The 26,544-nt window shown below is 55.0% G+C and carries 28 protein-coding genes and 1 pseudogene; 12 read left to right on the forward strand and 17 right to left on the reverse strand.

Going from position 1 to position 26,544, the window contains the following annotated elements; all coding sequences use genetic code 11:
* Nucleotides 1–322: 322 nt before the first annotated feature.
* Entirely contained in the window at nucleotides 323–1,336 is a 1,014-nt protein-coding gene (locus tag AC07P6_RS20485) for an NAD-dependent epimerase/dehydratase family protein (protein ID WP_304257531.1), read from the forward strand.
* On the opposite strand, the gene AC07P6_RS20490 is transcribed toward AC07P6_RS20485, so the two are convergent.
* Both AC07P6_RS20490 and AC07P6_RS20495 read right to left on the reverse strand, forming a co-directional pair.
* On the reverse strand, nucleotides 1,333–2,163 hold the full coding sequence (locus AC07P6_RS20490; protein WP_434659558.1) for an N-acetylmuramoyl-L-alanine amidase: 831 nt from the start codon (nucleotides 2,161–2,163) through the stop codon (nucleotides 1,333–1,335). The genes AC07P6_RS20485 and AC07P6_RS20490 overlap by 4 nt on opposite strands.
* Nucleotides 2,160–2,483, reverse strand: coding sequence for a heavy metal-binding domain-containing protein (locus tag AC07P6_RS20495; RefSeq protein ID WP_110275247.1), 324 nt, complete (start codon nucleotides 2,481–2,483; stop codon nucleotides 2,160–2,162). Before AC07P6_RS20495 ends, AC07P6_RS20490 begins: the two co-directional genes overlap by 4 nt.
* 117 nt (nucleotides 2,484–2,600) lie before the next feature.
* On the opposite strand from AC07P6_RS20495, the gene AC07P6_RS20500 reads away from it, so the two are divergent.
* The 6 genes from AC07P6_RS20500 (at nucleotide 2,601) to artJ (ending at nucleotide 7,129) form a co-directional block, all read left to right on the forward strand.
* The gene (locus AC07P6_RS20500; protein WP_304257526.1) at nucleotides 2,601–3,116 is read left to right on the forward strand and encodes a lipoprotein; all 516 of its coding nucleotides are present in this window, start codon (nucleotides 2,601–2,603) and stop codon (nucleotides 3,114–3,116) included.
* Nucleotides 3,117–3,342: 226 nt separating this feature from the next.
* Entirely contained in the window at nucleotides 3,343–4,071 is a 729-nt protein-coding gene (gene artP / locus AC07P6_RS20505; RefSeq protein ID WP_112214677.1) for an arginine ABC transporter ATP-binding protein ArtP, read from the forward strand.
* A gap of 19 nt (nucleotides 4,072–4,090) precedes the next feature.
* The gene (gene artI / locus AC07P6_RS20510; protein ID WP_110275253.1) at nucleotides 4,091–4,822 is read left to right on the forward strand and encodes an arginine ABC transporter substrate-binding protein ArtI; all 732 of its coding nucleotides are present in this window, start codon (nucleotides 4,091–4,093) and stop codon (nucleotides 4,820–4,822) included.
* Nucleotides 4,823–4,828: 6 nt separating this feature from the next.
* Complete coding sequence (gene artQ, locus AC07P6_RS20515; protein WP_182237543.1) at nucleotides 4,829–5,545, forward strand: arginine ABC transporter permease ArtQ; 717 nt, start codon at nucleotides 4,829–4,831, stop codon at nucleotides 5,543–5,545.
* The gene (gene artM / locus AC07P6_RS20520; RefSeq protein ID WP_110275257.1) at nucleotides 5,545–6,213 is read left to right on the forward strand and encodes an arginine ABC transporter permease ArtM; all 669 of its coding nucleotides are present in this window, start codon (nucleotides 5,545–5,547) and stop codon (nucleotides 6,211–6,213) included. Before artQ ends, artM begins: the two co-directional genes overlap by 1 nt.
* Nucleotides 6,214–6,397: 184 nt before the next feature.
* Nucleotides 6,398–7,129, forward strand: coding sequence for an arginine ABC transporter substrate-binding protein ArtJ (gene artJ / locus AC07P6_RS20525; protein WP_182237541.1), 732 nt, complete (start codon nucleotides 6,398–6,400; stop codon nucleotides 7,127–7,129).
* A 155-nt stretch (nucleotides 7,130–7,284) separates the two neighbouring features.
* Here artJ and AC07P6_RS20530 read toward each other — a convergent pair whose 3' ends face one another.
* From AC07P6_RS20530 to AC07P6_RS20585, 12 genes are all read right to left on the reverse strand, one after another.
* Nucleotides 7,285–8,757, reverse strand: a complete 1,473-nt coding sequence (locus AC07P6_RS20530; protein ID WP_478314433.1) for a sensor histidine kinase — start codon at nucleotides 8,755–8,757, stop codon at nucleotides 7,285–7,287.
* On the reverse strand, nucleotides 8,754–9,470 hold the full coding sequence (locus AC07P6_RS20535) for a response regulator transcription factor (RefSeq protein ID WP_434659565.1): 717 nt from the start codon (nucleotides 9,468–9,470) through the stop codon (nucleotides 8,754–8,756). Before AC07P6_RS20535 ends, AC07P6_RS20530 begins: the two co-directional genes overlap by 4 nt.
* Before the next feature lie 77 nt (nucleotides 9,471–9,547).
* Complete coding sequence (rlmC, locus tag AC07P6_RS20540; protein ID WP_434659567.1) at nucleotides 9,548–10,678, reverse strand: 23S rRNA (uracil(747)-C(5))-methyltransferase RlmC; 1,131 nt, start codon at nucleotides 10,676–10,678, stop codon at nucleotides 9,548–9,550.
* Nucleotides 10,679–10,720: 42 nt separating this feature from the next.
* Entirely contained in the window at nucleotides 10,721–11,209 is a 489-nt protein-coding gene (locus AC07P6_RS20545; protein WP_110275267.1) for a YbjO family protein, read from the reverse strand.
* A gap of 182 nt (nucleotides 11,210–11,391) precedes the next feature.
* The gene (gene potI, locus AC07P6_RS20550) at nucleotides 11,392–12,237 is read right to left on the reverse strand and encodes a putrescine ABC transporter permease PotI (RefSeq protein ID WP_181482879.1); all 846 of its coding nucleotides are present in this window, start codon (nucleotides 12,235–12,237) and stop codon (nucleotides 11,392–11,394) included.
* Complete coding sequence (gene potH, locus AC07P6_RS20555; RefSeq protein WP_181482880.1) at nucleotides 12,234–13,187, reverse strand: putrescine ABC transporter permease PotH; 954 nt, start codon at nucleotides 13,185–13,187, stop codon at nucleotides 12,234–12,236. Before potH ends, potI begins: the two co-directional genes overlap by 4 nt.
* A gap of 10 nt (nucleotides 13,188–13,197) precedes the next feature.
* Nucleotides 13,198–14,331: a putrescine ABC transporter ATP-binding subunit PotG gene (potG, locus tag AC07P6_RS20560; RefSeq protein ID WP_181482881.1), complete on the reverse strand. Its 1,134-nt coding sequence runs from the start codon at nucleotides 14,329–14,331 to the stop codon at nucleotides 13,198–13,200.
* 142 nt (nucleotides 14,332–14,473) lie between these two features.
* Nucleotides 14,474–15,586 carry a spermidine/putrescine ABC transporter substrate-binding protein PotF gene (gene potF, locus AC07P6_RS20565; RefSeq protein WP_112214684.1) on the reverse strand — a complete coding sequence of 371 codons (1,113 nt, stop codon included), beginning with the start codon at nucleotides 15,584–15,586 and terminating at the stop codon, nucleotides 14,474–14,476.
* 348 nt (nucleotides 15,587–15,934) lie between these two features.
* Nucleotides 15,935–16,414 carry a type III secretion system chaperone family protein gene (locus AC07P6_RS20570; protein ID WP_110275402.1) on the reverse strand — a complete coding sequence of 160 codons (480 nt, stop codon included), beginning with the start codon at nucleotides 16,412–16,414 and terminating at the stop codon, nucleotides 15,935–15,937.
* Between the two features lie 90 nt (nucleotides 16,415–16,504).
* A complete protein-coding gene (gene rimK / locus AC07P6_RS20575) occupies nucleotides 16,505–17,407 on the reverse strand; it encodes a 30S ribosomal protein S6--L-glutamate ligase (protein ID WP_434659571.1) in 903 nt (300 codons plus the stop codon).
* A 115-nt stretch (nucleotides 17,408–17,522) separates the two neighbouring features.
* Nucleotides 17,523–18,245, reverse strand: a complete 723-nt coding sequence (gene nfsA, locus AC07P6_RS20580; RefSeq protein ID WP_478314436.1) for a nitroreductase NfsA — start codon at nucleotides 18,243–18,245, stop codon at nucleotides 17,523–17,525.
* The gene (locus tag AC07P6_RS20585) at nucleotides 18,229–18,519 is read right to left on the reverse strand and encodes a YbjC family protein (protein ID WP_181482886.1); all 291 of its coding nucleotides are present in this window, start codon (nucleotides 18,517–18,519) and stop codon (nucleotides 18,229–18,231) included. Before AC07P6_RS20585 ends, nfsA begins: the two co-directional genes overlap by 17 nt.
* Before the next feature lie 205 nt (nucleotides 18,520–18,724).
* Between AC07P6_RS20585 and AC07P6_RS20590 the strand changes: the two genes are divergently transcribed.
* Entirely contained in the window at nucleotides 18,725–18,988 is a 264-nt protein-coding gene (locus AC07P6_RS20590; RefSeq protein ID WP_110275282.1) for a GrxA family glutaredoxin, read from the forward strand.
* 6 nt (nucleotides 18,989–18,994) lie between these two features.
* On the opposite strand, the gene ybjM is transcribed toward AC07P6_RS20590, so the two are convergent.
* The gene (gene ybjM / locus AC07P6_RS20595; RefSeq protein WP_110275284.1) at nucleotides 18,995–19,378 is read right to left on the reverse strand and encodes an inner membrane protein YbjM; all 384 of its coding nucleotides are present in this window, start codon (nucleotides 19,376–19,378) and stop codon (nucleotides 18,995–18,997) included.
* Between the two features lie 267 nt (nucleotides 19,379–19,645).
* On the opposite strand from ybjM, the gene AC07P6_RS20600 reads away from it, so the two are divergent.
* Entirely contained in the window at nucleotides 19,646–21,331 is a 1,686-nt protein-coding gene (locus AC07P6_RS20600) for an aspartate:alanine antiporter (RefSeq protein ID WP_112214733.1), read from the forward strand.
* A gap of 156 nt (nucleotides 21,332–21,487) precedes the next feature.
* Here the strand turns inward: AC07P6_RS20600 and AC07P6_RS20605 are convergent, their stop codons facing one another.
* Complete coding sequence (locus AC07P6_RS20605) at nucleotides 21,488–22,030, reverse strand: TetR/AcrR family transcriptional regulator (protein WP_181482888.1); 543 nt, start codon at nucleotides 22,028–22,030, stop codon at nucleotides 21,488–21,490.
* 181 nt (nucleotides 22,031–22,211) lie between these two features.
* Between AC07P6_RS20605 and AC07P6_RS20610 the strand changes: the two genes are divergently transcribed.
* Both AC07P6_RS20610 and AC07P6_RS20615 read left to right on the forward strand, forming a co-directional pair.
* On the forward strand, nucleotides 22,212–23,414 hold the full coding sequence (locus AC07P6_RS20610) for an MFS transporter (RefSeq protein WP_478314438.1): 1,203 nt from the start codon (nucleotides 22,212–22,214) through the stop codon (nucleotides 23,412–23,414).
* A pseudogene (locus AC07P6_RS20615) lies at nucleotides 23,414–24,226 on the forward strand (Cof-type HAD-IIB family hydrolase). Before AC07P6_RS20610 ends, AC07P6_RS20615 begins: the two are co-directional and overlap by 1 nt.
* 48 nt (nucleotides 24,227–24,274) lie before the next feature.
* On the opposite strand, the gene AC07P6_RS20620 reads toward AC07P6_RS20615, so the two are convergent.
* On the reverse strand, nucleotides 24,275–25,510 hold the full coding sequence (locus AC07P6_RS20620) for an MFS transporter (RefSeq protein WP_182237533.1): 1,236 nt from the start codon (nucleotides 25,508–25,510) through the stop codon (nucleotides 24,275–24,277).
* A gap of 319 nt (nucleotides 25,511–25,829) precedes the next feature.
* Here AC07P6_RS20620 and ybjG point away from each other — a divergent pair, with 319 nt between their 5' ends.
* The gene (gene ybjG, locus AC07P6_RS20625; protein WP_182237531.1) at nucleotides 25,830–26,423 is read left to right on the forward strand and encodes an undecaprenyl-diphosphate phosphatase; all 594 of its coding nucleotides are present in this window, start codon (nucleotides 25,830–25,832) and stop codon (nucleotides 26,421–26,423) included.
* Nucleotides 26,424–26,544: the final 121 nt, after the last annotated feature.

The raw sequence follows: 26,544 nt of genomic DNA on the forward strand, positions 1-26,544 counted from the left end.
GTTCACAACTGTCTGCGGGCCGGTTGCCCTGGCTGGCTACGGGCTTGATGTCATACGCGGATCGCGTAGGCCCGCCCCCGGCAATTCTTTGCTCGCAATCGGCTATACCCTAAATAATTCGAGTTGCAGGAAGGCGGCAAGTGAGCGAATCCCCAGGAGCTTACACTGGTAAGTGACTGGGGTGAACGAACGCGGCCAACACACATGCAACTTGAAGTATGACGGGTATATATGTAGCGAATTCTTTCATGATTCCCATTGCATCGCAGTCAGAATCACGGAAAAATGCGCACGAAATTCTTTTGTGGGACAGTGGATCGATATGAAGGTACTGGTTACCGGTGCGACCAGCGGATTAGGCCGCAACGCGGTGGAATATCTGCGTAACAAGGGCATCAGCGTCAGAGCGACCGGACGTAACGAAGCGATGGGCAAGCTTCTGTGCAAAATGGGCGCCGAGTTCGTTCCCGCAGACTTAACCGAGCTGGTCTCCTCGCAGGCCAAAGTGATGCTCGCCGGTATCGATACCCTGTGGCACTGCTCCAGCTTTACCTCGCCGTGGGGCACCCAGCAGGCCTTCGATTTAGCCAACGTTCGCGCCACCCGTCGCCTCGGTGAATGGGCGGTCGCCTGGGGTGTGCGCAACTTCGTACATATCTCTTCGCCATCGCTCTATTTTGATTATCACCATCATCGCGATATTCAGGAAGATTTTCGCCCAAACCGGTTCGCCAACGAGTTTGCCCGCAGTAAAGCGGCAAGCGAAGAGGTGATCAATTTGCTGGCCCAGGCTAACCCGAATACCCGTTTTACGATTTTGCGCCCGCAGAGCCTGTTTGGCCCGCATGATAAGGTGTTTATACCGCGCCTGGCGCAGATGATGCAGCACTACGGCAGCGTTCTGTTGCCGCGCGGCGGCAGCGCGCTGGTGGACATGACCTATTATGAAAACGCAGTGCACGCGATGTGGCTCGCCAGCCAACCGCAGTGCGACCGTCTGCCTTCGGCTCGCGCCTACAACATCACCAACGGCGAACCGCAAACCCTGCACAGCATTGTGCAGAAGCTTATTAATGAGCTGGGGATTAAGTGCCGCATCCGTTCGGTCCCTTATCCAATGCTGGATATCATCGCCCGCAGCATGGAGCACTTTGGCAATAAGTCAGCTAAAGAGCCCGCATTCACCCACTACGGCGTCTCTAAGCTGAACTTTGATTTCACTCTCGACATCACCCGCGCCCAGCAGGAGCTAGGCTACCAGCCGGTGGTGACAATGGATGGAGGCATCATCCGTACCGCCGCATGGCTAAAAGACCACGGTAAACTGCACCTCTAACCCCGCCCGTACTTTTCCAGCAGCGCTTCAGCAATCGCCAGCGTTTGGGCATCGGCAACGCCATCCCAGCGCGCGGGGCGGAAGTGCATCTGGAATGCCATAATCACCCGCTTCTGCTGCGCTGGGGTCATTTCCGGCGTCACCTGATAGCCGTAGCGCGACAGCACGTCCAGCAGCTCTGCCGTATCCACTGGTTCGTATGACGGGCGGCCTTGCAGATAAAACGCCACCCGCTGCGCATCCGGCCATGCGCCTATCCCCTGCTCCGCCAGCCTGTGCCACGGGAAAAGCGGCCCCGGATCGTCTTTACGCTGCGGGGCAATGTCTGCATGGGCAACAACGTTCTGCGGCGCAATGTGGTAGCGGGCGATAATATCTTTCGCCAACGGGATCAGGGCGTCAATCTGCGCCGGATTAAACGGCGTGAAGCTTTTTACCCCTGCCGTTTTTTGCCAGCCGCGATTCTCCAGCTCAATACCAATCGAAGTATCGTTAATGCGCGTACTCCCACGCCAGAAACTAATGCCCGCATGCCAGGCCAGATCTTCTTCCGGCACCAGTTGCCAGATCCGCGGCTTGCCGTTATGCCGCGGCGGTTTCTCTGGGATCAGGTAGTGGGAACTCACCTGATTATCCGTTAGCGTCGCCAGCGAAACGTCAAAATCATCGGCGGTGTAGTGAATCACCAGCACCTTGATGCGCGGATAAGCCGCCTGCGCCGGGTGGCGCGTATCCAGCTGATAGCCGTCGCGATCGATAATCCCTTTTTCCGAGGCGCAGCCCGCCAACAGCAGCGCGAGCAGGACGCCAGCCCGGCAAATTCTCATCGCCGGGTCTTCACCGCGGTGCCGCTGACGCTCACCATCAGCATGCTGCTGTCTTTACCGACGGTTTCGTAATCAATATCGATACCGACTATCGCATCCGCACCCAGTGATTTCGCCTGCTCGCTCATCTCTTCGAAAGCGATTTCCCGCGCCTTACGCAACTCTTTCTCATAGGCACCAGAACGACCGCCGACGATATCGCGAATGCTGGCGAAAAAATCGCGGAATACGTTGGCACCGAGAATCGCTTCCCCCGTGACGACGCCGCAGTATTCAATAATGGGCTGACCTTCCAGGGTCGGGGTAGTTGAGAATTGCATGATGAAACTCCTTCTTTAGCGTTCAATGCGTTAGCTCTAAGGGTCAAGCACAATCCCTATCTGATACACTATGCTTGAAAAGATATTCTAACGTAGTGAGCTTATAAGGAAATCATCATGCGCTACAAAGTTCTTGCATTAGTCCTCCCCTGCGCGCTGGCGCTCAGCGCCTGTACCACCGTCACGCCTGCCTACAAAGATAACGGCACCCGCAGCGGCCCTTGCGTCGAAGGCGGTCCGGATGACGTGGCGCAGAAGTTTTATGATTACCAGGTGCAGAATCGCAACAGCGATCTGACGGCGCTGCGTCCGTATCTGAGCGACGATCTGGCAAAATTGCTGAACGACGCGCGTCAGGACCCGTCAAACAATTCCCTGCTGCAGTCTAACCTGTTCTCCAGCAGCACAACGCCTGCCGACAGCGCCGATGTCGCCAGCGCCTCCACGATCCCTAATCGCGATGCACGTAATATTCCGCTGCGCGTTGAGCTGAAACAGGGGACGCAAAGCTGGAAAGACGAAGTACTGATGATTCAGGAAGGCCAGTGCTGGGCCGTTGACGACGTCCGTTACCTCGGCAATAACTCCCACGCGCCAGCAGGTAGCCTGCGTCAGAGTCTCGAAAAACGCTGAGTTGGGCGTTGAACTGACTCTGCCAGATTAATAACCCCGGTAAAATGTCGGTATTCCTTCCAGTAATACCGACATTTACTCCCCTCGCCTTCACGAAGCCATATTTTGTGCTACCTTTAAATGTAAACGTGGTTTACATTTAACTTTTAACGCATAAATATTGCATAACTATTCTGCCAAAGGTACTATTTGCGGCCTCAATTGCTATTTGTATCAGACTGCCCAGATGAGTATTAAACTAAACGGCATTAACTGCTTCTACGGCGCACACCAGGCGCTGTTCGACATCACGCTGGATTGCCCGCAGGGGGAAACGCTGGTGCTGCTCGGCCCTAGTGGTGCCGGTAAAAGCTCGCTGCTTCGCGTACTCAATCTGCTGGAGATGCCGCGTTCCGGTACCCTGCACATTGCCGGGAATCATTTCGACTTTACCAAAGCGCCTTCTGACAAAGCCATTCGTGAGCTGCGCCAGAACGTCGGTATGGTTTTCCAACAGTACAATCTGTGGCCGCATCTGACCGTGCAGCAAAACCTGATTGAAGCCCCCTGCCGTGTACTCGGCTTAAGCAAGGATCAGGCTTTGGCCCGCGCCGAAAAGCTGCTCGAACGTCTGCGCCTGAAACCCTACAGCGATCGCTATCCACTGCATCTTTCCGGCGGCCAGCAGCAGCGTGTCGCCATAGCCCGCGCGCTGATGATGGAACCGCAGATTCTGCTGTTTGATGAACCAACGGCGGCGCTCGATCCAGAAATCACCGCTCAGATCGTCAGCATTATTCGCGAACTGGCTGAAACCGGCATCACGCAGGTTATCGTCACCCACGAGGTGGAAGTGGCGCGTAAAACCGCGAGCCGCGTGGTGTACATGGAAAATGGCTATATCGTCGAACAAGGGGATGCTGACTGCTTTACGCATCCGCAAACCGACGCGTTTAAAAACTATCTTTCACATTGATGTTTTCGGGGAAATGACGATGAAAAAAGTACTGATTGCCGCTCTTCTTGCGGGCATGAGCCTCTCCGCCACCGCAGCCCAGACCATTCGTTTCGCCACCGAGGCTTCCTATCCTCCGTTTGAAGCGATTGATGCTAATAACAAAATCGTCGGATTCGATGTCGATTTGGCCAACGCGCTGTGTAAAGAGATTGATGCCACCTGCACCTTTACCAACCAGGCTTTCGACAGCCTGATCCCAAGCCTCAAGTTCCGCCGTTTCGATGCGGTAATGGCCGGGATGGACATCACCCCTGAGCGTGAAAAACAGGTGTTGTTCACCACGCCATATTACGAGAACTCAGCGCTGTTCGTCGGTCAGCAGGGTAAATTCACCAGTATCGATCAGCTTAAAGGCAAAAAAGTCGGCGTCCAGAACGGCACTACTCACCAGAAATTCATCACCGATAAGCACCCGGAAATCACCACCGTCCCTTACGACAGCTACCAGAACGCGAAGCTGGATCTGCAAAACGGTCGCATTGACGCCGTCTTCGGCGATACCGCTGTCGTCACCGAATGGCTGAAGAGCAATCCGAAGCTGGGAGCAGTGGGCGACAAAGTCACCGACAAAGACTACTTCGGCACCGGTCTCGGCATTGCGCTGCGCCAGGGCAATACCGAGCTGCAGCAGAAATTCAACGCTGCGCTGGAAAAAGTGAAGAGCGATGGGACTTACCAGTCTATCTATAACAAATGGTTCCAGAAGTAACGCTGAATGAACGAATTTTTTCCATTAGCAAGCGCCGCCGGGATGACCGTCGGCCTTGCCGTTTGCGCCCTGATCATCGGTCTGGTGCTGGCGATGCTGTTTGCCGTCCTCGAGTCGGTGAAGCTGCGTCCCGTCGCCTGGCTCGCAACCGGCATTGTCACCCTTTTGCGCGGACTACCAGAAATTCTGGTGGTTCTGTTTATCTATTTTGGCTCCTCGCAGCTGCTGCTCATTCTTTCTGACGGCTTTACGATCAATCTCGGCTTTGCGCAGATCCCTGTGCAGATGGAAATTGAAAACTTCGACGTCAGCCCGTTCCTCTGCGGGGCCATTGCCCTCTCTCTGCTCTACGCCGCTTATGCGTCGCAGACCCTGCGCGGGGCGCTAAAAGCAGTCCCTCAGGGACAGTGGGAATCCGGTCAGGCGCTGGGGTTATCCAAATCCGCCATTTTCTTCCGTCTGGTGATGCCGCAGATGTGGCGGCACGCGCTGCCGGGTCTCGGTAACCAGTGGCTGGTGCTGCTGAAGGATACCGCGCTGGTGAGCCTGATCAGCGTCAACGACCTGATGCTGCAAACCAAAAGTATCGCCACCCGTACTCAGGAGCCGTTTAACTGGTACATCATCGCGGCGGCAATCTATCTGGTCATCACCCTGTTAAGTCAGTACATCCTCAAACGTATTGACCAGCGTGCGACGCGCTTCGAAAGGAGTCCAGGCTGATGCTTGATTATTTACCCGAACTGTTGAAAGGACTGCACACCAGCCTGACGCTGACTGCGGCATCCATCGCGGTGGCGCTGATTTTGTCGCTGATTTTTACCATCGTCCTGACGCTCAAAACGCCGGTGTTGGTATGGATTGTTCGCGGCTACATCACGCTATTTACCGGCACGCCGCTGCTGGTGCAGATCTTCCTGATTTACTACGGCCCGGGCCAGTTCCCGTCGCTGCAGGAATATCCGGCAATCTGGCACCTGATTTCCGAGCCATGGCTCTGCGCGCTGATTGCCCTTTCGCTGAATAGCGCCGCTTATACCACGCAGCTGTTTTATGGTGCTATTCGCGCTATTCCTGACGGTCAGTGGCAATCCTGCGGCGCGCTGGGGATGAGCAAAAAGGATACCCTGGCGATTCTGCTGCCGTACGCTTTTAAGCGCGCCCTCTCCTCTTACTCCAACGAAGTGGTGCTGGTGTTCAAGAGTACCTCTCTGGCCTACACCATCACGCTGATGGAAGTTATGGGCCATAGCCAGCTGCTCTATGGACGCACCTATGACGTGATGGTGTTCGGCGCTGCCGGGATTGTCTATCTCATCGTCAACGGCCTGCTGACGCTGCTGATGCGGGTGGTTGAACATAAAGCATTGGCATTTGAGCGACGCAACTAACCGCTCCAGCGAAATGCATAATTAGCAAACCGAGGACGGACAAGCCCAATGACTTGTCCGTCTTTTTTTATTCATATTAAAATAAATATCCATTTTTATTGCATATAAATTCATTAAATGGCATTGTTAGACCCAGCCGCAAATACGGCACAACATCATAAGATTGACCGACGGGAGTTTGACGATGAAAAAGTTAGTTCTGGCTGCACTGCTTACCTCTTTCGCCTTTGGCGCCGCCGCCGCAGAAAAAATCAGCTTTGGCGTTTCAGCGACTTACCCACCGTTTGAATCGATGGACGCCAACAACCAGATCGCCGGTTTCGACATCGACCTGGCAAACGCGCTATGCAAACAGATGCAGGCCGAGTGTACCTTTACCAACCACGCTTTTGACAGCCTGATCCCGGCGCTCAAATTCAAGAAATATGATGCGGTGATTTCCGGTATGGACATCACACCGGAGCGCAGCAAGCAGGTGGCGTTTACTGACCCGTACTACGCCAACTCCGCGCTGGTTATTTCGAAGAAAGATGCCTTCCACTCTTTCGACGATCTGAAAGGCAAGCGCATTGGCATGGAAAATGGCACTACGCATCAGAAATACCTGCAGGATAAACATCCTGAAGTGAAAACCGTGGCCTATGATAGCTACCAGAATGCATTTATCGACCTGAAAAATGGCCGTATCGATGGCGTGTTTGGTGATACTGCCGTGGTCAACGAGTGGCTGAAAACCAACCCACAGCTGGGCGTAGCGACGCCGAAAGTGACCGACCCGCAATACTTTGGCACCGGCCTCGGCATTGCGGTACGCCCGGACAACAAAGCGCTGCTGGAAAAACTGAATAACGCACTGAAGGCGATTAAAGCCGACGGGACCTACCAGAAAATCAGCAACCAGTGGTTCCCGGAGTAATCCTTCCCGGAGGCGGCGCGGTGCGCCTGTCCGGGCTACCCAGCCCGCAGGCGACTGTGAACCTGTAGCCCGGGCAAGGCGCATCAAGCGCCGCCCCCGGGATGATAATGTGCAACCACACGACCTGGACAGAGCCGGTCAACAAACCAAGAACCTTAAACCGGCAGGGTGAACTGGAAACAGGCCCCTGCCGATACTTCCAGAAGGCGTATATCGCCGCCGTGTAGCTGTAGCATCCTGCGCACAATCATCAACCCTAACCCTCCCCGCAATGCGCTTTGTGCGCCCGGCTCAAGTACCGAAGGCCGTTCAAACAACGTTGCCCGTAGCTCACCAGCCACTCCCGGCCCGCTATCCGCGACCTCAACGATAAACTCCGGCCCTGAACGATGCGCCGTCAGGCGAATCACGCCGCCTTCCGGGGTGTGCCGCAGGGCGTTATCGAGTAGATTAGTCAGCACCCTTTCGATCATCGACAGGTCCGCGACAACCGGCGGCAAACCCTCCGACAGCTCCAGCTGCAAAGCAATTTTTCGCGTGGCGATCGTCAAATCGAACTTTTGCGCCACGTCCTGCACCAGCTCAGCCAGCGCAAACTTCTCCGGCTGCGGCTTAATCCCCCCGTGCTCCAGGCGGGCCAACTCAAACAGCTGCTGAGAAAGATGGCGAACTTTATTCCCCTGACGTAGCGCGATGTTCAGATACTGTTTGTTCTCCTCCACCGTGAGTCGATCGGCCTTAAGGGTCAATGTTTCCAGATAGCCCAGCAACGAGGTCAGCGGCGTGCGCAGGTCGTGAGAGATATTGGCGACGAATTCGCGACGCTGGCGATCGCTATCAGCCAGGCGATCCCACTGCCCGGCAATCTGGCGGGCCAGCTCGATAAAACGGTTGTATAGCACGGCGACTTCATTGCCCGGATTCGCTTCCGGCGTTTGCGCCGCCAGCGCTTTAATCGCGCGAATGCTGTCTTTTTCATCCGTCGCCACCAACGCGGTAAGCTGGCGCACCGGGCGCGTTACCCAATACCAGGCAAGGCCGCCCGCCAGCAGGCCAAGGGCAGCCACCAGCAACAGGGTCCACGATAACAGGCTCCACAAGGTTTTCTGCCAGGCGTTTGCCGCCAGTTCATTAAAGGTTTCACCCTGTAAAATGATATACAGATAGCCGCGCAGCTGGCCGTCCTGCCTTAGCGGCGCGACGCTAAACACTTTTTGCTGGTCGATACTGCGCGGGTCGTCGCCATAAATCGGCCACGTGCCGCCGGAGAGAAAAGTTTGTACCGGGGCCAGACCAATACGCTGGCGCTTGATATGACCCGGCGGCGCAGCGTCGGCCAGCAGCTCGCCGTCGGGTGAAACCAGATACAGCTCGACGCTTGGGTTAAAGGTCATCAGCCGGTCGAAAAGTGGTTTCAGCATCTGGCGGTCAACCTGCCCCTGGGAGTCCAGTAGCGGTTCGCGGGCGGCAATTTGCTGCGCCAGTCCGGCAGAGAGGCGCTGCACCATCGCATTACCATATTGCGCGCTGCTGTAAAGCTGGATCAGGCACACGGCGATGGCGCAGAGCAGCAGCAGCGAGGTAAAAACCAACGCCAGGCGCTGGCTGAGGCTGAGACGGTGGATCATGACAGCGCCTCTTTGCGCTCCACGGCGAACTTATAGCCTTTTCCCCAGACGGTCAGGATGATGTCAGGTTCAGCCGGGTCGCGCTCAATTTTGGTACGCAGGCGGTTGATATGGGTATTGACCGTATGCTCATAGCCGTCATGCTGGTAGCCCCATACCTGGTCAAGCAGCGCCAGGCGGGAAAAGACCTCGCCCGGGTGGCGGGCAAAGTAGTACAGCAGGTCAAACTCTCGCGGCGTGAGATCGATCGCCTCGCCGCGCAGCTTCACTTCGCGGGACAAGGGGTCGATGCTCAGACCATGGCTGACGATGCGCCCGGCATCCATCAACAGATTCTGGCCCATCGCCTCCTGGCGGCGAAACACCGCTTTCACTCTGGCGGTTAGTTCGAGAATTGAAAAGGGTTTAGCAAGGTAATCATCCGCACCCATTTCCAGCCCCTGCACGCGCTGGGTTTCGCTGGCGCGAGCGCTGATAATAATCACCGGCAGGTAACGAGTTTGCAGGCGAATGCGCCGACAGATTTCCAGACCATCAACGTTGGGCAGCATCAGGTCGAGAATCACCGCATCCCAGCTCTCTTTCTCCAGCCGCTGTAGCGCCTGCGCCCCGTCCGCCTCGTGGACAATCTGATACCCCTCATCCTGCAGATTGAGGCGCAGCAGCGCGGCAATATCGTCATCATCTTCAACCAACAGAATTTTTTTTGCCACCGCAGCGCTCCGCTATTCTTACGTTCTGATTAGCCAAGCTTACCCGATCTTCGCCTGCTGAAGAGTTCACATTTTAGTTATACTTCGCGAACCAGCAGGGTCAGTACTTCATAGTGGGCGGTATGGGGAAACATATCGAACAGCTGAACGCGCTCAACTCGGTAGCCGGTCAGGCGGGCGATATCTTTCGCCATCGTCCGGGCGTTACAGCTGGAGTAGATGATAAATCCGGGTGCCATGCGGCTTAAATAGTCACACAACTCGTTGCCGATACCACGACGCGGCGGATTCACCAGCACCAGATCGGGAACTTCCCCTTCGCCAGTGGCGAACTGCGTGGAGTCGAGCGCCTGAAAATGCAGGTTATGCAAGCCAAGCTCCGCTGCCGACTGCTTCGCGCAGGCGATGGCCTCTGGAGCGATTTCAATTCCGGTCAAGCGCATCTGCGGCGTAGCGCAGTGCAGGCCAAAACCGCCGACTCCGCAGAACAGATCCCACATATGGTTGACCGGCAGCCCGCGCACCCAGTCGCGAGCGGTGGCGTACAGCTGGCTGGCAACCACAGGGTTAGTCTGAAAGAAACTTTGCGGACGGATCCACAGCGGCACGCCGTTGAAATTTTCCGCCAGCGCCTGCTGGTCAGTAAGGAAAATTTCCTGCTCCCCTTCCATAATCGCCATATGCACCGGCTGAATGTTGGCGGTAATCACTTTCAACTGCGGCAACTGAGCCTGTAGCTCCGGCAGCGCGGCGCGCAGCTGGTCAAGTTTGGCCTCTGAGCGCAGGACAAAGCGCAGCATCATGCTGCTGTCCTGCTGGCTTTCGGTAAGCAGAATATACTTCAGCTCGCCGCGTTTGCGGGCAACGTTATAGGGCGTGAGTCCGGCGCGGGCGATAAACGGTTTAAGCGCGGCAAACACTGGCGCAAAACTTTCGGGATATAGCGGGCAATCGGTGAGATCTTCCGGGGTACCATCGCGGTGCAGCATGCCAAGGAGCGGACGCTCAACGCTGCCGCTGACCACCATTTTGGCTTTATTGCGAAACCCGGCTTCCGGGCCACAAACCGGTGCGCACCAGTTAGCTACCGGAATCTCCGCCAACAGCCTATGCAGGTCGGCCATTTTATCGGCGAGCTGTTGCGGTACCGGTAGTTCCAGCCACTGACAGGAGCGACAGCGGCCCGCGTCATAAAGTGCGCAGTGCATAAGAAGACCTTCAAAAAAACAGGGGCGGGGATTGTATCACCGTTACTGTAAACGGAAAAAGCGTCGACACGGGGCCGGGACAAACAGCAGCACCAGCACCAGCAAATCCGGCAGTTTTTGCATCATCAGCGAGCGGAAGATTTCGCGCTTCGATTCTCCGGCGATGCTAAATAGCTCGGGATAACCGTAACCCAGCGATGCGGCCCACAGATAGCCGATGACGATAACCTGAGTCAGCAGATACAGCCAGCGCGCCCAGTTACGCCCTTTTACCAGCGAAAACGCACACCAGATTTCAACGAACACCAGCACCAGACTTGAGAGAAAGACCAACGTCAACGGCCATGTCTGCACGCTGCGATGGATAAATTCCGCGATCCCTCTGACGCCAAGCTGATTGAGGATCATCAACAGATCCAGACCACGGATCAAAATAATGGCGAAAGCCGCCACCTGCACCAGCGCAGGAACGTTAAGACGAGCATGAGACGAGTGCGTTTTTGTAAACAATCCCAACGTAAAGTCTTCCATGAAAACGGCGCCACAAATGCGGCGCCGATGTTAACTCTATTGCAGATATTATACCCTAAATAATTCGAGTTGCTTAAAGGCGGCAAGGGAGGGAGTCCCCAGGAGCATAGATAACTATGAGACTGGGGTGAGTGAGCGTAGCCAACACATAAGCAACTTGAAGTATGACGGGTATAGGCGGTTCAGCCCCTTCTTGCACGCTGGATATCGCGCACCCGCTGCTTTTCTGCGCGCGCCATCAAATACCAGGCGATAAAACCGACAATTCCGACCACGCCGAGGATTAAGGTCGCCAGGGCGTTAATCTCCGGGTTCACGCCCATACGTACGCTGGAGAAGACCAGCATCGGCAACGTCGTCGCGCCCGGCCCGGAAACAAAGCTGGCAATTACCAAATCGTCCAGAGACAAGGTAAACGCCAGCAGCCAGCCGGAGACCACTGCCGGCATAATCATCGGCAGCGTAATGACGAAAAAGACCTTCAGCGGCGCAGCCCCCAGATCCATTGCCGCCTCTTCGATAGAGTGGTCCAGCTCGCGCAGACGCGACGAAATCACCACCGCCACATAAGCGGTACAAAAAGTGACGTGCGCCAGCCAGATGGTCAACATTCCGCGATCCGACGGCCAGCCAATAGAGTGCCCCAGCGCCACAAACAGCAGCAGCAGCGACAAACCGGTTATCACATCAGGCATCACCAGCGGCGCGGTAATCATAAAGGCAAAACCGTTTGAACCGCGAAAGCGACCAAAACGCACCATCACCACCGCGGCAATGGTACCGAGGATCACCGCCGCCGTCGCGGCGCAGGCGGCAATGGTCAGGCTCAGTCCCACCGCGCTCATCATCGCATCGTCATGAAACAGCTCGCGATACCAGCGCGTCGACCACCCGGCCCAGACCGTCACCAGCTTCGAGCTGTTGAACGAGTAAATCACCAGCATGAGCATCGGCGCGTACAGGAAGGTAAAGCCAAGCACCAGAATTAAAATTCGCCACGGCGAACGGACTACCGGCAAATCACTCATCCGTGTTCTCCTCCCTGTTTTTGCTGATGCTTGTGGAACCACATGATCGGTACGATCAGCAGCAACAGCATCACAATCGCTACCGCCGAGGCCACCGGCCAGTCACGGTTATTAAAGAATTCCTGCCACAGCACGCGGCCAATCATAATGCTGTCCGGGCCGCCCAACAGTTCCGGAATCACGAACTCCCCTACCGCCGGAATAAACACCAGCATCGACCCGGCGATAATGCCGCCTTTGGTCAGCGGAACAATGACCTGGAAGAAGGTTTTCAGCGGACGTGCCCCCAGATCCAGCGACGCCTCGACCAGTGAGTAATCGATACGCGTCAGAGCGGTATAAATCGGCAGCACCATAAACGGCAGATAGGCGTATACAATGCCGATATAGACCGCAAGGTTGGTATGCAGGATCTCCAGCGGCTGATCGATAACCCCCAGCCACAACAGGAAGTTATTCAGCACACCGTTGCTTTTCAGCAGTCCCATCCAGGCATAGACGCGGATCAAGAACGACGTCCACGATGGCAGGATAACCAGCAGCAGCAGGATGTTGCGCGTCGATGGTTTACTGTGCGCGACCGCCCACGCCAGCGGATAGCCCATCAGCAGGCAGCAAAACGTCGAGATCCCCGCCACCTGAAGCGACTGCAAATACGCTTCGAAATAGAGCGGATCGTCGGTAAGCTGCAGGAAATTACCAAGATTCAGCGTCAGCGTCAGCTGGCCGTCAGCCCATTCCAGCAGATCGGTATAAGGCGGGATCGCTCGCGCCATTTCCGCCAGGCTGATTTTAAACACAATCAGGAACGGCAGCAGAAACAGCAAAATCAGCCACACGTAAGGTAGCGCAATCACCAGTTTGCGCCCGTGAGCCATTTGCAGGCGCGCCAGCCACAGCGCAAAACCGCCCGGCTTTTTCGCGCCTGACGGAGGTTCTAATGTACTCATCGCCCTCTCCTTACACCGTCAGCACGACGCAGCTATCGGCGTCCCAGCACAAACGAACCTCATCGCCCCACGTCGGCGCACCTTTGCGGTAGCGGTGTTCGTTTTGTAACTGGGCGCTGATCATCTGCCCGCTTTTCAGGCGTACATGGTAGATAGACAGGTCGCCGAGATAGGCGATATAGATAACTTCGCCCACCGCAAAGTTGTAGCCATCCGCAGGCGGATCTTCGCAGAGCATGATTTTTTCCGGGCGCAGAGCTACCCACACAGGGACGTTATCCACCACGGAGGCGTCAGGGTCTACTTTCAATGGATGCGTCAGACCCGGCGAATCCAGCACCAGTCCATCTTCCTGACGCTCTTTCACCAGCCCTTCGAAGACGTTGACCGAACCGATAAACTCCGCGCTATAGCGGGTGGTTGGATGCTCGTAAATCTCCTCCGGCTCGCCAATTTGCACAAACTTGCCGCGGTTCATAATGGCGATGCGTCCCGCCATAGTCATCGCTTCTTCCTGATCGTGGGTCACCATCACGCAGGTGACGCCGACGCGCTCGAGAATATCGACCACTTCCAGCTGCATTCTGTCGCGCAGCTTTTTATCCAGCGCCCCCATCGGCTCATCGAGCAGCAGCAGCTTCGGTCTTTTCGCCAGGCTACGGGCCAGCGCCACGCGCTGGCGCTGGCCACCAGAGAGCTGATGCGGTTTGCGCTTCGCGAACTCCTGCATATGCACCAGCGCCAGCATCTCCTGCACCCGACTGGTGATTTCCGCTTTCGGTAATCTGTCCTGCTTGAGGCCAAAGGCGATATTCTGCTCGACCGTCATATGCGGAAACAGCGCGTAGGACTGAAACATCATGTTGATAGGCCGCTGATACGGCGGCACCCGCGCCAGGTCGACGCCATCGAGAACAATCTGCCCAGCTGTTGGCTGTTCAAAACCCGCCAGCATGCGCAGCAGGGTCGATTTACCGCAGCCGGATGCGCCCAGCAGGGCAAAGATTTCGCCTTTGTAAATGGTGAGATTGACATCGTCGACGGCGTGCTGCCCATCAAACGACTTGGTTAAATTACGAATTTCCAGTAGCGGGGTCAGCGCTTTGGGGGCTTTTGCCTGCGGGCGGGGGATTGCGTCATTCACGGGGTGTTCTCCGGCAGAAATCAAAACTGGTGCAAACGCACTGTTATGGTGCGTATCGCCGGGCAGCGCTAACGCTTGCCCGGCCTACGGGTTTTGTAGGCCCGGTAGCATTAACGCCACCGGACAACGGTATTAAAAGTCGTTATTTCCCGCTTTTCACTTTTGTCCATGCGCGAGTACGCACACGGTCGATTTTTGGATCCTGTACTTTCAGGGTGAACAGCTTGGCGAATACGTCAGCTGGTGGATAAATTGCCGGGTTATTACGAATCTCTTCGCTAACCAGCGGCGTAGAGGCTTTGTTACCGTTAGCGTAATAAACGTGATCGCTAATATGCGCAATAACATCCGGACGCATCAGATAATTAAGGAACTGATAAGCCTCATCTTTATTTTTGGCATCCGCAGGCATGGCGAAGACATCAAAGAACGCCAGCGCCCCCTCCTTCGGAATAAAGTAGGAGACATTTACGCCGTTCTTCGCTTCTTTCGCCCGATTAGCCGCCTGCCATACGTCACCCGCCCAGCCGATAGCAACGCAGATATCACCGTTGGCAAGGTCATTGATGTACTGCGAGGAGTGGAAATAGCGGATGTTCGGACGCAGCTTAAGCAGCAGGTCGGTCGCCGGGCCAGTGTAATCATCGGCTTTACTGCTGTTCGGATCTTTGCCGAGATAGTTCAGCACGGTGGCGAAAATCTCTTCAGGAGCATCAAGGAATGAGACGCCGCAGCTTTTCAGTTTCTCCAGGTTTTCCGGCTTCATCACCAGATCCCAGCTGTCCAGCGGTACATCTTTGCCCAGCACGGCTTTGACTTTATCCACGTTGTAGCCAATACCGGTAGTCGCCCACAGGTACGGTATCGCGTATTTATTGTCCGGGTCGTGCTTCGCCACCAGCTTCAGCACTTCAGGATCGAGATTTTTCCAGTTGGGGAGCTTGCTCTTATCCAGCGGCTGGAAAACCCCTGCCGCCAGCTGTCGTTCAAGGAAGCTCGCTGACGGCACCACCAGGTCAAAGCCGGTGCTGCCCGCCATGAGTTTGCCTTCCAGCACTTCGTTGGAATCAAAAACGTCGTACACCACTTTAATGCCGGTCTCTTTTTCAAAATTCGCTACCGTATCCGGCGCAATATAATCAGACCAGTTATAAACATGCAGGGTTTTTTGTTCAGCTGCGAGCGAACCGGCAGAAACGGCCATCAGCGCACCCGTAACCAGACCTGTTAACCATTTTTTACCAAAGGCGGTCATATCTCTTATTCCTTCTCAATGCCCGTTAACAAGCGGGCTGAATATACGCACTTGTTTGCATGCAATAATCATGCATATTTTTTCATTGCCTAAGAAAAGGAGAGAGGACCTCTCCCGGAATGGTTGCCCGCAACTGGAAGCATCGTCAGAATAACTGTAGCCAGAATAAGAGGCTATAGCCCAGGTAAAAAAACGCCTTTTATCAATTTTTTATGCAATAACGGTCTACGTGATAAGCCGAAAGCGGCAGAATGGCGGTGAAAAATTCTTTAAAGAAAGGTTAATGGCAGAATAAAAGCGGGAAATACGCAGCCGCTATGGCAGTGGCTGCGCTATTTTTCGACAGGCTTAGTGAAGAAAATGGTACTGGATATTCTCAGCAACGGGCTCTTCTTCCTCAGGCTTATACAACACCTGATTGGCGCTGGCTTCGAGCATAACCATTGAAATCTGTTCTTCGCTCTGACGGAAAAACCACGCGAACTGATCAAAGGTAATACCGACACCGACGATCAGCGCCTGGCACACCACCAGTTTCGGCAGATTATCATCCTGAATATCGAGAAAAGCCTTCACGGTCAACGAACTGGCGTTAATCGCTGAAAGATCGGCAGAGAGCGGCAGCAGCGCAGAAGGCTTAACTTCCGCCAGTGCGGAAAAGAGTACCACGTTGTCCACCAGGTCGAGTTTGGCATCAAAAATGCCTTCGAAATTCTGCATATGCGGCAGATGTAGCGCCTGGCAGGAATCACACTCAAAAAAGCTGATGCCCAATTCGTCGAGCCATTGACGTAACGTATCAAGACCCGGAACGACCAGTGAATCCATATGACCTGTGACCTCTTGCTGTGAAAAAATGCGACGCCATAGCTTACGCAAAAAAAGCGTCGTGTACCATGACGCTGTCGTGAAAGGAAACTAACCTCCCATTTTCAGACAAAACCCCGGTGTTGCCTGATGCTCAATCCAGTCAATCATTCGTCCGGCAATATCCGCCCCCGTTGTGGTTTCAACGCCCTCCAGGCCTGGAGAAGCATTCACTTCCATCACCAGCGGGCCGCGCGTAGCACGCAAAATATCGACGCCCGCCACATCCAACCCCAGCGTTTGCGTGGCTTTAATCGCCATTTCTCGCTCCTGCTCGCTGATGGTCGCGACCGTCGCCACGCCACCGCGATGCAGATTAGAACGGAAGTCGCCCTCCTTCGCCCGGCGTTCAATCGCCGCCACCACTTCATTGCCCACCACCAGGCAGCGCACATCTCGACCTTTCGCCTCGGCGATATACTCCTGCACCAGAATATGGGCGTTCAGACCGCGAAACGCGTCAATCACGCTCTCCGCCGCCTGGCGGGTTTCGGCCAGCACCACACCGATGCCCTGCGTACCTTCCACCAGTTTTACCACCAGCGGCGCGCCGCCCACCATCGCGATCAGGTCGCTGGTATCATCCGGTGAATGGGCAATCCCGGTGAGCGGCAGGTCAATCCCCTGACGCGCCAGCAGCTGTAGCGAGCGCAGCTTGTCACGGGCGCGCGTAATAGCGACAGACTCATTCAGCGGATAGCTGCCCAGCAGCTCAAACTGACGCAGCGCGGCGGTGCCGTAATAGGTGATCGCTGAACCGATGCGAGGGATCACAGCATCGAAATGCGGTAGCTGGCGGCCTTTATAGTGAATCGATGAGGCCACCGGACTGACGTTCATATAGCAAGAAAGTGGATCGAGGATTTCGACCTGATGACCGCGTTTATGCGCGGCTTCACGCAGGCGTCGACATGAATAAAGCGTTCCATCCCGGGATAATATGGCAATTTTCACCCTGTACCTCTGCGAAAAGACCCGCTTTGGCGGGCCTTTGATAGCTAACAACGACTCAAATTTACGCTGACCTTGCAAAATCGCCTGGCGTCAGGCCGGGGCAGTTTACACGCAATCAGCGCGTAGCCCATCCCTGCTTATGCAGATATTCAAGAATAAACGGGCGACTCTCTTTAACAATAGTACGACGGATATGGTCGCTCCAGGTATCACGACGCGTGTTGCTCCCACGTGACAGATAATACTGCGCCAGCTGCTCGTCATATTCGCTAAGTACCGCATCGTCTAGCGGCTGATAGCTGTTTTCGTGCACCAGCATCTCCGATGGCATGCGCGGTTTTACGTCCGGGTTATCCGCAGGCCAGCCAAGGCACAGGCCAAACAGCGGCAGTACGTGCTGCGGCAGCTTCAGCAGTTCGGTCACTGCATCAATATTGTTGCGCAAGCCGCCGATATAGACACCGCCCAACCCCAGAGACTCTGCCGCCACCAGCGCATTCTGCGCCATAATTGCGGTATCAACGCAACCCAGCAGCAACTGTTCCGCCAGTCCCAGTTGGGCATCGGGGCAAATTTGCAGATTGCGGTTAAAGTCGGCGCAGAACACCCAGAATTCGGCAGCCTGCGCCACGTGCTTCTGACCGCCGCTCATTGTCACCAGCTGTTGACGCAGCTGTGGATCGATAACACGAATGATTGAGGTACATTGTAAAAAACTGGAGCTGGAAGCCCCCTGTGCACCGGCAATAATCGCAGCGCGCTGTTCATCACTGATAGGCGCGTCGGTAAAATGGCGAATAGAACGGTGGCTACGCAGCAGCTCAATGGTCGGCGTCATCTCGTTTTTCTCTGTCAGACAAGGAAGAAGGTGGGGTTTTGGTTTGCGTCAACTGCGGGGCAATCACTTTCGCCACCCGCCACATTAACGCCACGGCGGCCGGGAGCATCAGCAGGATCCCCGCGAAGATCATCAATAGCGCAGCCGTCGGGCTGGAAAACGGCGCGGGTAGACTGACGTACTGATTGAGCGAGAGCCAGGCCAGCGTCAACAACACCATGCCGAGAATCTCAACCACCAGCACGCTTTTTGGCAATGCAGCGGGCGATCGCATAACACTCCTCCGGTCCAAATAATTCGCACAACCCAGCGATAACGGGTCACGCAACAGGGCCAGTATAGCGGTTTCATCGCCAGAGTATTTATCAAACATAGCCCTAAACCATCGAAGCAAAAGGCAGAACCTTCTTTCCCTCGTCGGCATAACGCGTCATGATACGCCCCATTCGCCATCAGGCTGAGATTTAAGGAGAGAAACGATGTTTACCGTAATTTTTGGTCGTCCAGGTTGTCCGTATTGCGTTCGCGCCAAAGAACTGGCTGAAAAGTTGACCAATGAGCGTGATGATTTCAACTATCGCTACATTGATATCCACGCCGAAGGCATCAGCAAAGCCGATCTGGAAAAAACCGTGGGCAAGCCGGTAGAAACCGTACCGCAGATTTTTGTCGATCAGAAACACATCGGCGGCTGCACGGATTTTGAAGCCTGGGCGAAAGAGAATTTGGGACTGTTTGCCTGAGACGGCTCAATCTTCTGATGAGTGCTTGCGTCTGGTATCAAGCCAGGCGCAAATAAACAGAAAGCATAATGCGCCAAGCGCGCACCAGAACACCGCACTAAACAACCACGCCAGCTCCTGCCAGAAAGAACGCTGAGTCACAAAGAAAAGCCGCATTACCACCAGACAAATGGGGGCCGCCAGCATCGCGCCGATAAGGGGACGAATAACCCGCTGTCCAGGTGAGAGGCAGCTTGCCGCAGCGCCGGGGAGTAAAAAAAACAGTAGCCCGAGCTCCGGATTACCGGTAGCCCGAAAGGCACCTTTCATATGTAACAGCAGCGATAAACAAACCACAATAAATAGAAAGAACCCACAGATAATACCGGCCCAAGCACGCTCAGATTTCACTACATCCTCCTGATTTTGCCTCTAACCAACTTCCACTTCGTCCAGTCAGATAAAGATTCTGGCAGTCCATTCCAATTAAAGATCCCGCCAGTGCAAAAACGATTGTTACTAGCCGAAGCCTCCAGGAAGGATTAAACTATCGACTATATTTTGCTGGTTATAACGGGATGCCAGAATAGCGTTCGTGACAGCGCGAGCACTGGAGCAACCTTAGACCAAATAACCATTTCCTTCAACAACTTACTAGTAAATGAGAAGTTGGCTTTCGTGAATATAAACGTCGCAGATTTGTTAAACGGGAATTACATCCTGTTATTGTTCGTTGTTCTTGCATTAGGTCTTTGCCTCGGGAAACTGCGTCTCGGGTCAGTACAACTTGGTAATTCCATTGGCGTTTTAGTCGTTTCGTTATTATTAGGCCAGCAACATTTTAGTATTAACACTGATGCCCTAAATCTCGGCTTTATGCTGTTTATTTTTTGTGTCGGCGTGGAAGCGGGTCCCAACTTTTTTTCTATTTTTTTTCGCGATGGGAAAAATTACCTGATGCTGGCTCTGGTGATGGTCGGTAGCGCAATGCTGATCGCCATGGGTCTGGGTAAGCTGTTCGGCTGGGATATCGGCCTGACGGCCGGGATGCTCGCCGGGGCAATGACCTCAACCCCGGTGCTGGTCGGCGCTGGCGATACGCTACGCCACTTCGGCATGTCCAGCGAGCAGCTCGCCGCCTCACTCGATCACCTGAGTCTTGGCTACGCTCTGACCTACCTGGTTGGCCTGGTGAGCCTGATTGTTGGCGCTCGCTATATGCCCAAACTACAGCACCAGGATTTGCAAACCAGCGCCCAGCAAATCGCCCGTGAACGTGGCCTCGATAACGATTCCCGGCGCAAGGTCTATCTGCCGGTGATCCGCGCCTATCGCGTCGGCCCGGAGCTGGTGGCATGGGCAGACGGCAAAAACCTGCGCGAGCTGGGTATTTATCGCCAGACCGGCTGCTATATCGAGCGAATTCGCCGTAACGGCATTCTCGCCAACCCAGACGGTGACGCGGTGTTGCAAATGGGCGATGATATCGCGCTGGTAGGCTACCCGGATGCCCATGCCCGTCTCGACCCGAGCTTTCGTAACGGCAAAGAGGTCTTCGACCGCGACCTGCTGGACATGCGCATCGTCACCGAAGAGATCGTGGTGAAAAATCACAATGCCGTTGGCCGTCGTCTGGCGCAGCTGAAGCTGACCGATCACGGTTGCTTCTTAAACCGCGTGATCCGCAGCCAAATCGAAATGCCCATTGACGATAACGTGGTGCTTAATAAGGGCGATGTGTTACAGGTCAGCGGCGACGCGCGTCGCGTTAAAACTGTCGCAGACCGTATCGGCTTTATCTCTATTCACAGCCAGGTGACTGACCTGCTCGCCTTCTGCGCCTTCTTCATCGTCGGCCTGATGATCGGCATGATCACCTTCCAGTTCAGTTCGTTCAGCTTCGGCATCGGTAACGCCGCCGGTCTGTTGTTTGCCGGGATCATGCTCGGCTTCCTGCGAGCTAACCATCCGACGTTCGGCTATATCCCCCAGGGGGCGCTGAATATGGTGAAAGAGTTCGGATTGATGGTGTTTATGGCCGGTGTCGGCCTCAGCGCGGGCGCGGGGATTAATAACGGCCTGGGCGCCGTCGGTGGCCAGATGCTGGCAGCGGGTCTCATCGTCAGCCTGGTGCCGGTGGTTATCTGCTTCCTGTTTGGCGCGTACGTCCTGCGCATGAACCGCGCAATGCTATTCGGCGCGATGATGGGAGCCCGCACCTGTGCGCCGGCGATGGAAATTATCAGCGACACCGCGCGCAGCAACATTCCGGCGCTGGGATACGCCGGGACCTATGCTATCGCTAACGTGTTGTTAACCCTGGCAGGTACGCTAATTGTCATCATCTGGCCAGGGCTACAGTAAATTTTTCAGAAAAAAACGCATATTCTCAGAACTTTTTTTGCTGGCATCAGTCATAAGTAGTGCCACTGCTTTTCTTTGATGTCCCCATTTTGTGGAGCCCATCAACCCCGCCACTTAGGTTCAAGGTTGATGGGTTTTTTGTTTTCTGCGCCCCGCTCACTCCCCCGCCAACCTCCCTACCATCAGTCGAATGGCTTCTCTCGATAGCGGCGCTCTGTCGGTCACGAAATGTAGCGTCATACCCTCAATGAAGGCATCCAGCCCGCGGGCCGTTGCCGGTTCAAACCATTGCTCTAGGGTTTGCTGGCTGCGTAACATCCAGTTCTGCATCACTGCTTTTAAATTCGGCTGGCTGCTGCAAAAGGCGTAAAGCTGGTACATCAGTTCCATATTGCGCGCGGTGGTAACCTGGGCGCTAAAAATTAGCTCAGCAATGGCGTCACACGCCTCTTCACGGTTGCTTACGTTCGCGAAGAACTGCTGATACTGTACCGACATCTGGCCGGTAAATACGCTGAATGCTTCTTCGACCAGCGCCTCAATACCGCTGAAATAGTAAGTCAGCGAGCCCAGTGGAACACCGGCACAGCTGGCGATTTTGCGATGCGTGACCGCATGAATTCCATGTATAGCAATCGTGTCCAGCGTCGCCTGCAAAATGCGCTCCCGACGCTGTGGGTCGTTCGGTCGACGAGCCATAAGTTTCCCTCTTTTATTCAAATGGACGCATACTCTCACAGCACGCGCTTAAGATATCCCTCAGGCTGAATCGAGTCATTGAGGTCAATAAAAAAGCGGCCAGCAGCAAGCAACCTATATGTACAAATGTACACAACCTTGCTACTGTTGTCTCCATCTCTTCACTCACGGGCATTTACGGATGACAGCACAAACCTCCCGCAGAGCCCTCCAGCTACGGCTGTGGGCGCTCTTCATGTTCTTTTTTATTCCCGGATTACTCATGGCCTCATGGGCAACCCGCACGCCAGCGATACGCGATTTGCTGACGCTATCCACGGCGGAAATGGGGATTGTATTATTTGGACTATCGATAGGTTCAATGAGCGGCATTCTCTGCTCCGCGTGGCTGGTCAATCGTTTCGGCACCCGTAAAGTCATTCGCGCCACCATGTCCTGCGCGGTGGTAGGGATGCTGGTGCTCAGCGTCGCGCTGTGGTTTACATCAGCCGTTCTATTTGCTCTTGGGCTGGCTATCTTTGGTGCCAGCTTTGGCTCAGCCGAGGTGGCGATTAACGTTGAAGGCGCTGCCGTTGAACGTGAAATGAATAAAACCGTCCTGCCGATGATGCATGGCTTCTACAGCTTCGGCACGCTGATCGGTGCAGGAGTTGGCATGGCGGTCACCGGTTTCGGCCTGCCCGCCGCGCCGCATATTCTGCTGGCGGCGCTGGTGGCTATCCTCCCTATCGCCATCGCCATTCGCGCCATCCCCGACGGTACCGGCAAAAATGCTGCGGAAGCCGCACGCCACGAAGGAAAAGGACTGCCGGTCTGGCGTGATACCCAACTGTTGCTCATTGGGTTAATCGTGCTGGCAATGGCCTTTGCCGAAGGTTCCGCCAACGACTGGTTACCGCTGCTAATGGTGGATGGTCATGGCTTCAGCCCAACCTCCGGCTCTTTGATTTACGCAGGCTTCACGCTCGGAATGACCATCGGTCGCTTTACCGGCGGTTGGTTTATCGACCGCTACAGCCGGGTAACCGTCGTTCGCGCCAGCGCGGTGATGGGCGCGCTGGGCATTGCGCTGATTATTTTTGTCGATAGTCCGTGGGTCGCCGGCATTTCCGTGCTGTTATGGGGCCTCGGCGCTTCGCTGGGCTTCCCGCTGACTATTTCCGCCGCCAGCGATACCGGGCCCGATGCGCCGAAGCGTGTTAGCATCGTGGCGATCACTGGCTACCTCGCCTTCCTCGTCGGCCCGCCGCTGCTGGGCTTCCTTGGCGAACATTTCGGCCTACGCAGCGCGATGATGGTCGTGCTGGCGCTGGTCCTGGTGGCAGCACTGGTCGCCCGCGCGGTGGCGAAACCACAACCTGAACCTGTTTTGGAGAACAGTTAATGAGCATCAAATTGATTGCGGTAGACATGGATGGCACCTTCTTAAGCGATGCCAAAACCTATAACCGCCAGCGCTTCCTTGCCCAATACCAGCGAATGCGTGAACAAGACATCCGCTTCGTCGTGGCCAGCGGCAACCAGTATTACCAGTTGATTTCGTTCTTCCCTGAGGTAGCCAATGAGATTGCTTTTGTCGCCGAAAACGGCGGCTGGGTGGTCAGCGCCGGGGACGACGTGTTTAACTGTCAAATACCAAAGGCGCATTTCAATACCGTCATCGATCATCTGCAAACGCTGACTGATATTGAAATTATCGCCTGCGGTAAACGCAGCGCTTACACCCTCAATCAATATAACGATGAACTGAAGGCGATCGCAGCGAAGTAGTATCATCGCCTTGAACTGGTCGACGACTTCAATCAGATTGATGATGTGATTCTGAAATTCGGCCTCAACGTACCGGATCACTTAATCCCGCAGATGCAGCCGAAACTGCACGCTGCGCTGGGCGACATGGTCACTGCCGTCGCCACCGGCTACGGCAGCATTGACCTGATTATTCCTGGCGTACACAAAGCCAACGGCCTGCGTATTTTGCAAGAGCGCTGGGGCATTGAAAACCATGAAGTCGTCGCGTTCGGCGACGGCGGCAACGATATTGAAATGCTGCAACACGCCGGTTTCGGTTTTGCGATGGCAAACGCCGCCGCCCCGGTGAAAGCCGTTGCTAGATATGATGCGCCGCACAACAACGAGGAAGGCGTGCTGCATATTATTGATAAAGTGCTTAATCGCGAAGCGCCGTTCGCCTGAGGAATGACCCGCTGCGGCGCTTAACGTCGCAGCGGGTGATTTTGAAAGTCACTGAGGATCGTGGGAGCTTCCCACGCTCTTATCCTTCAGGAAGTAGACCGTCATTGCCAGCCACAGCACCCCGCTCAGTAAGTTTAACAAGCTGAAAATCCCGCTACCGCCAGATTCATAAGCATGCTTACTAACTTCAATGCCAACGGTAAAGATCAGCATCTGCAGCATCCCCATCGCCGCAGACACCGTCCCCTTACTCATCTCGCTGGCAAATAGCGTCAGGCGCACCAGCCCGGCGTTGGCCAGACCAATCCCGAACGCGTAAACGCTCAGCCCTGCGGTCATCCACAGATAGGCGTGGGTTGAAGCCACCGTCGCCACCGCGGAGATCAACAGGCCAATCATAATCGGCCAGCCGCCGAGAATAATTAGCGAACGCACCGTTTTGCGTGAAGTCTGGCGCGCCAGCACCAGATTACCGGCAATCAACGCGCCAAAAATCGGTACCTGTAGCAGGCCATATTCATAGCTGGTCGCCTTCTCGCCGCTGATAATAATCACTGGCGATTGGGCAATCCAGGCCAGCAACGGCAGGCTGACAAAACCGGTCGCCAGCGCTCCGGCTACAAAACGCAGGTTTTTCAGCACCTCACGGTAATCGCGCCCCAACTCTTTTACCGACAGTTTCTCGCCCATCCGGGTGGCGGTTTCCGGCATCGCCCGCTGTAGGCCAACGAAAGCAATAGCCGCCAACACGGCGAACAGGACAAACATCATTTCCCACGGCAGAACGTGAACCCAGGCAGCCCCCACCAGCGGCCCGAGAAGCGGCGCAATCAGCGCAACGTTGGCCATCAGGGCAGTAATTTTGATACAGACCGCCTCTTCGAAAGACTCCTGAATCGCTGCATAGCCCACTGCGCCGATAAAACAGAGGCTAATGCCCTGCAAAAAGCGCAGCAGCGTAAACTGCTCAATAGTTTGCGCCAACAGCGTCGCCAGGCAGGTCACGATAAACCACACAACGCCGGTCAGCATCACCGGACGACGGCCGATACGGTCCGACAGCGGCCCCAGCAGCCACTGTAAAAACATACCGCCGGCCAGATAAGCGGTCATCGAGGTCGGAACCCACTCATTGCCAACGCCGAACTCTTCCACCACCGAGAGCATTCCCGGTTGGATCATGTCGTTGCCGATATAAGTGGAAAATTCGTATAGCACCAGGCACAGCGGAAACAGCAAGGCCTGACGTCCGAGGCGCTTGCCCGAAAGCGAATAATTCTGCATGAAATCTCTTATTTAAATAAAACCGCGCAAAGTTTAATGAAAGTCGAGCCGGTGAGATAGCGAATTGTGAGCGACAACGAAAAATAGCGCCACTCAGGTAACAACATCGCCATCAGCAAATGAAAAGCCAACTGTATATATTTCGTTTATGTTTCAATTAGATTACAGGCTATATACTCTCCATTGCAGTCTGTTAACGAGGGCACAAATACGTATAAATTCGTAACAAACTGATAATTAAGACAATACTGCTTTACCTCATCGCCACCCTTTTTTAAGGTAGGCGGCTTATTGCTGACGGATTAAAGAGCCTGGATGTATGCTGGAAAATATCAACTACGCGCTGTTTGCATTGCTCAATGCAACGCCTGACTCCCCGTGGTGGGCGATTGAAGTGGCGACTTTTATTGCCAAAGACCTGATTATTCTTGTGCCATTACTCGTATTAGCCCTATGGCTGTGGGGGCCCAATCAGCGCCAGTTGGTATTTAAGGTCATGATGGCGTTAGCTATTAGCCTCACGCTTTCATGGATATTCGGCCTTCTCTTTCCACACGAACGTCCGTTTGCGGCTGGTGTCGGTTATAACTTCCTGCACCATTCGTCGAATAACTCTTTCCCGAGCAACCACGGCACTATCTGCTTTACCTTTGCGCTGGCCTTTATGTTCTGGCATCGACTGTGGTCTGGCGCATTGCTCCTCGGTATCGCCTGCGCAATCGCCTGGTCCCGGGTTTATCTCGGCGTCCACTGGCCGATGGACATGCTGGGTGGACTGCTGACCGCCATGAGCGCCTGCCTTAGCGCCCAGCTATTGTGGCATAGCGGAGGGCATAGCCTTTACCAGCATCTACAGCGGCTGTACCGCCTGTTTTTTTCGTTGCCAATCCGCAAAGGCTGGGTGCGCGGATAATCTTATTCCTGAGAAACCCATCGCGTAGTCACGGCGCTATTCCACCGCGTGACTAACCCTCTTTCGGCAGGTAAAATCGCCGCTGACGCCCTGTCGATGCAGGGCGCTTTGAGCTTAGAGG

Source organism: Klebsiella sp. GFKo11 (genome assembly GCF_056490265.1).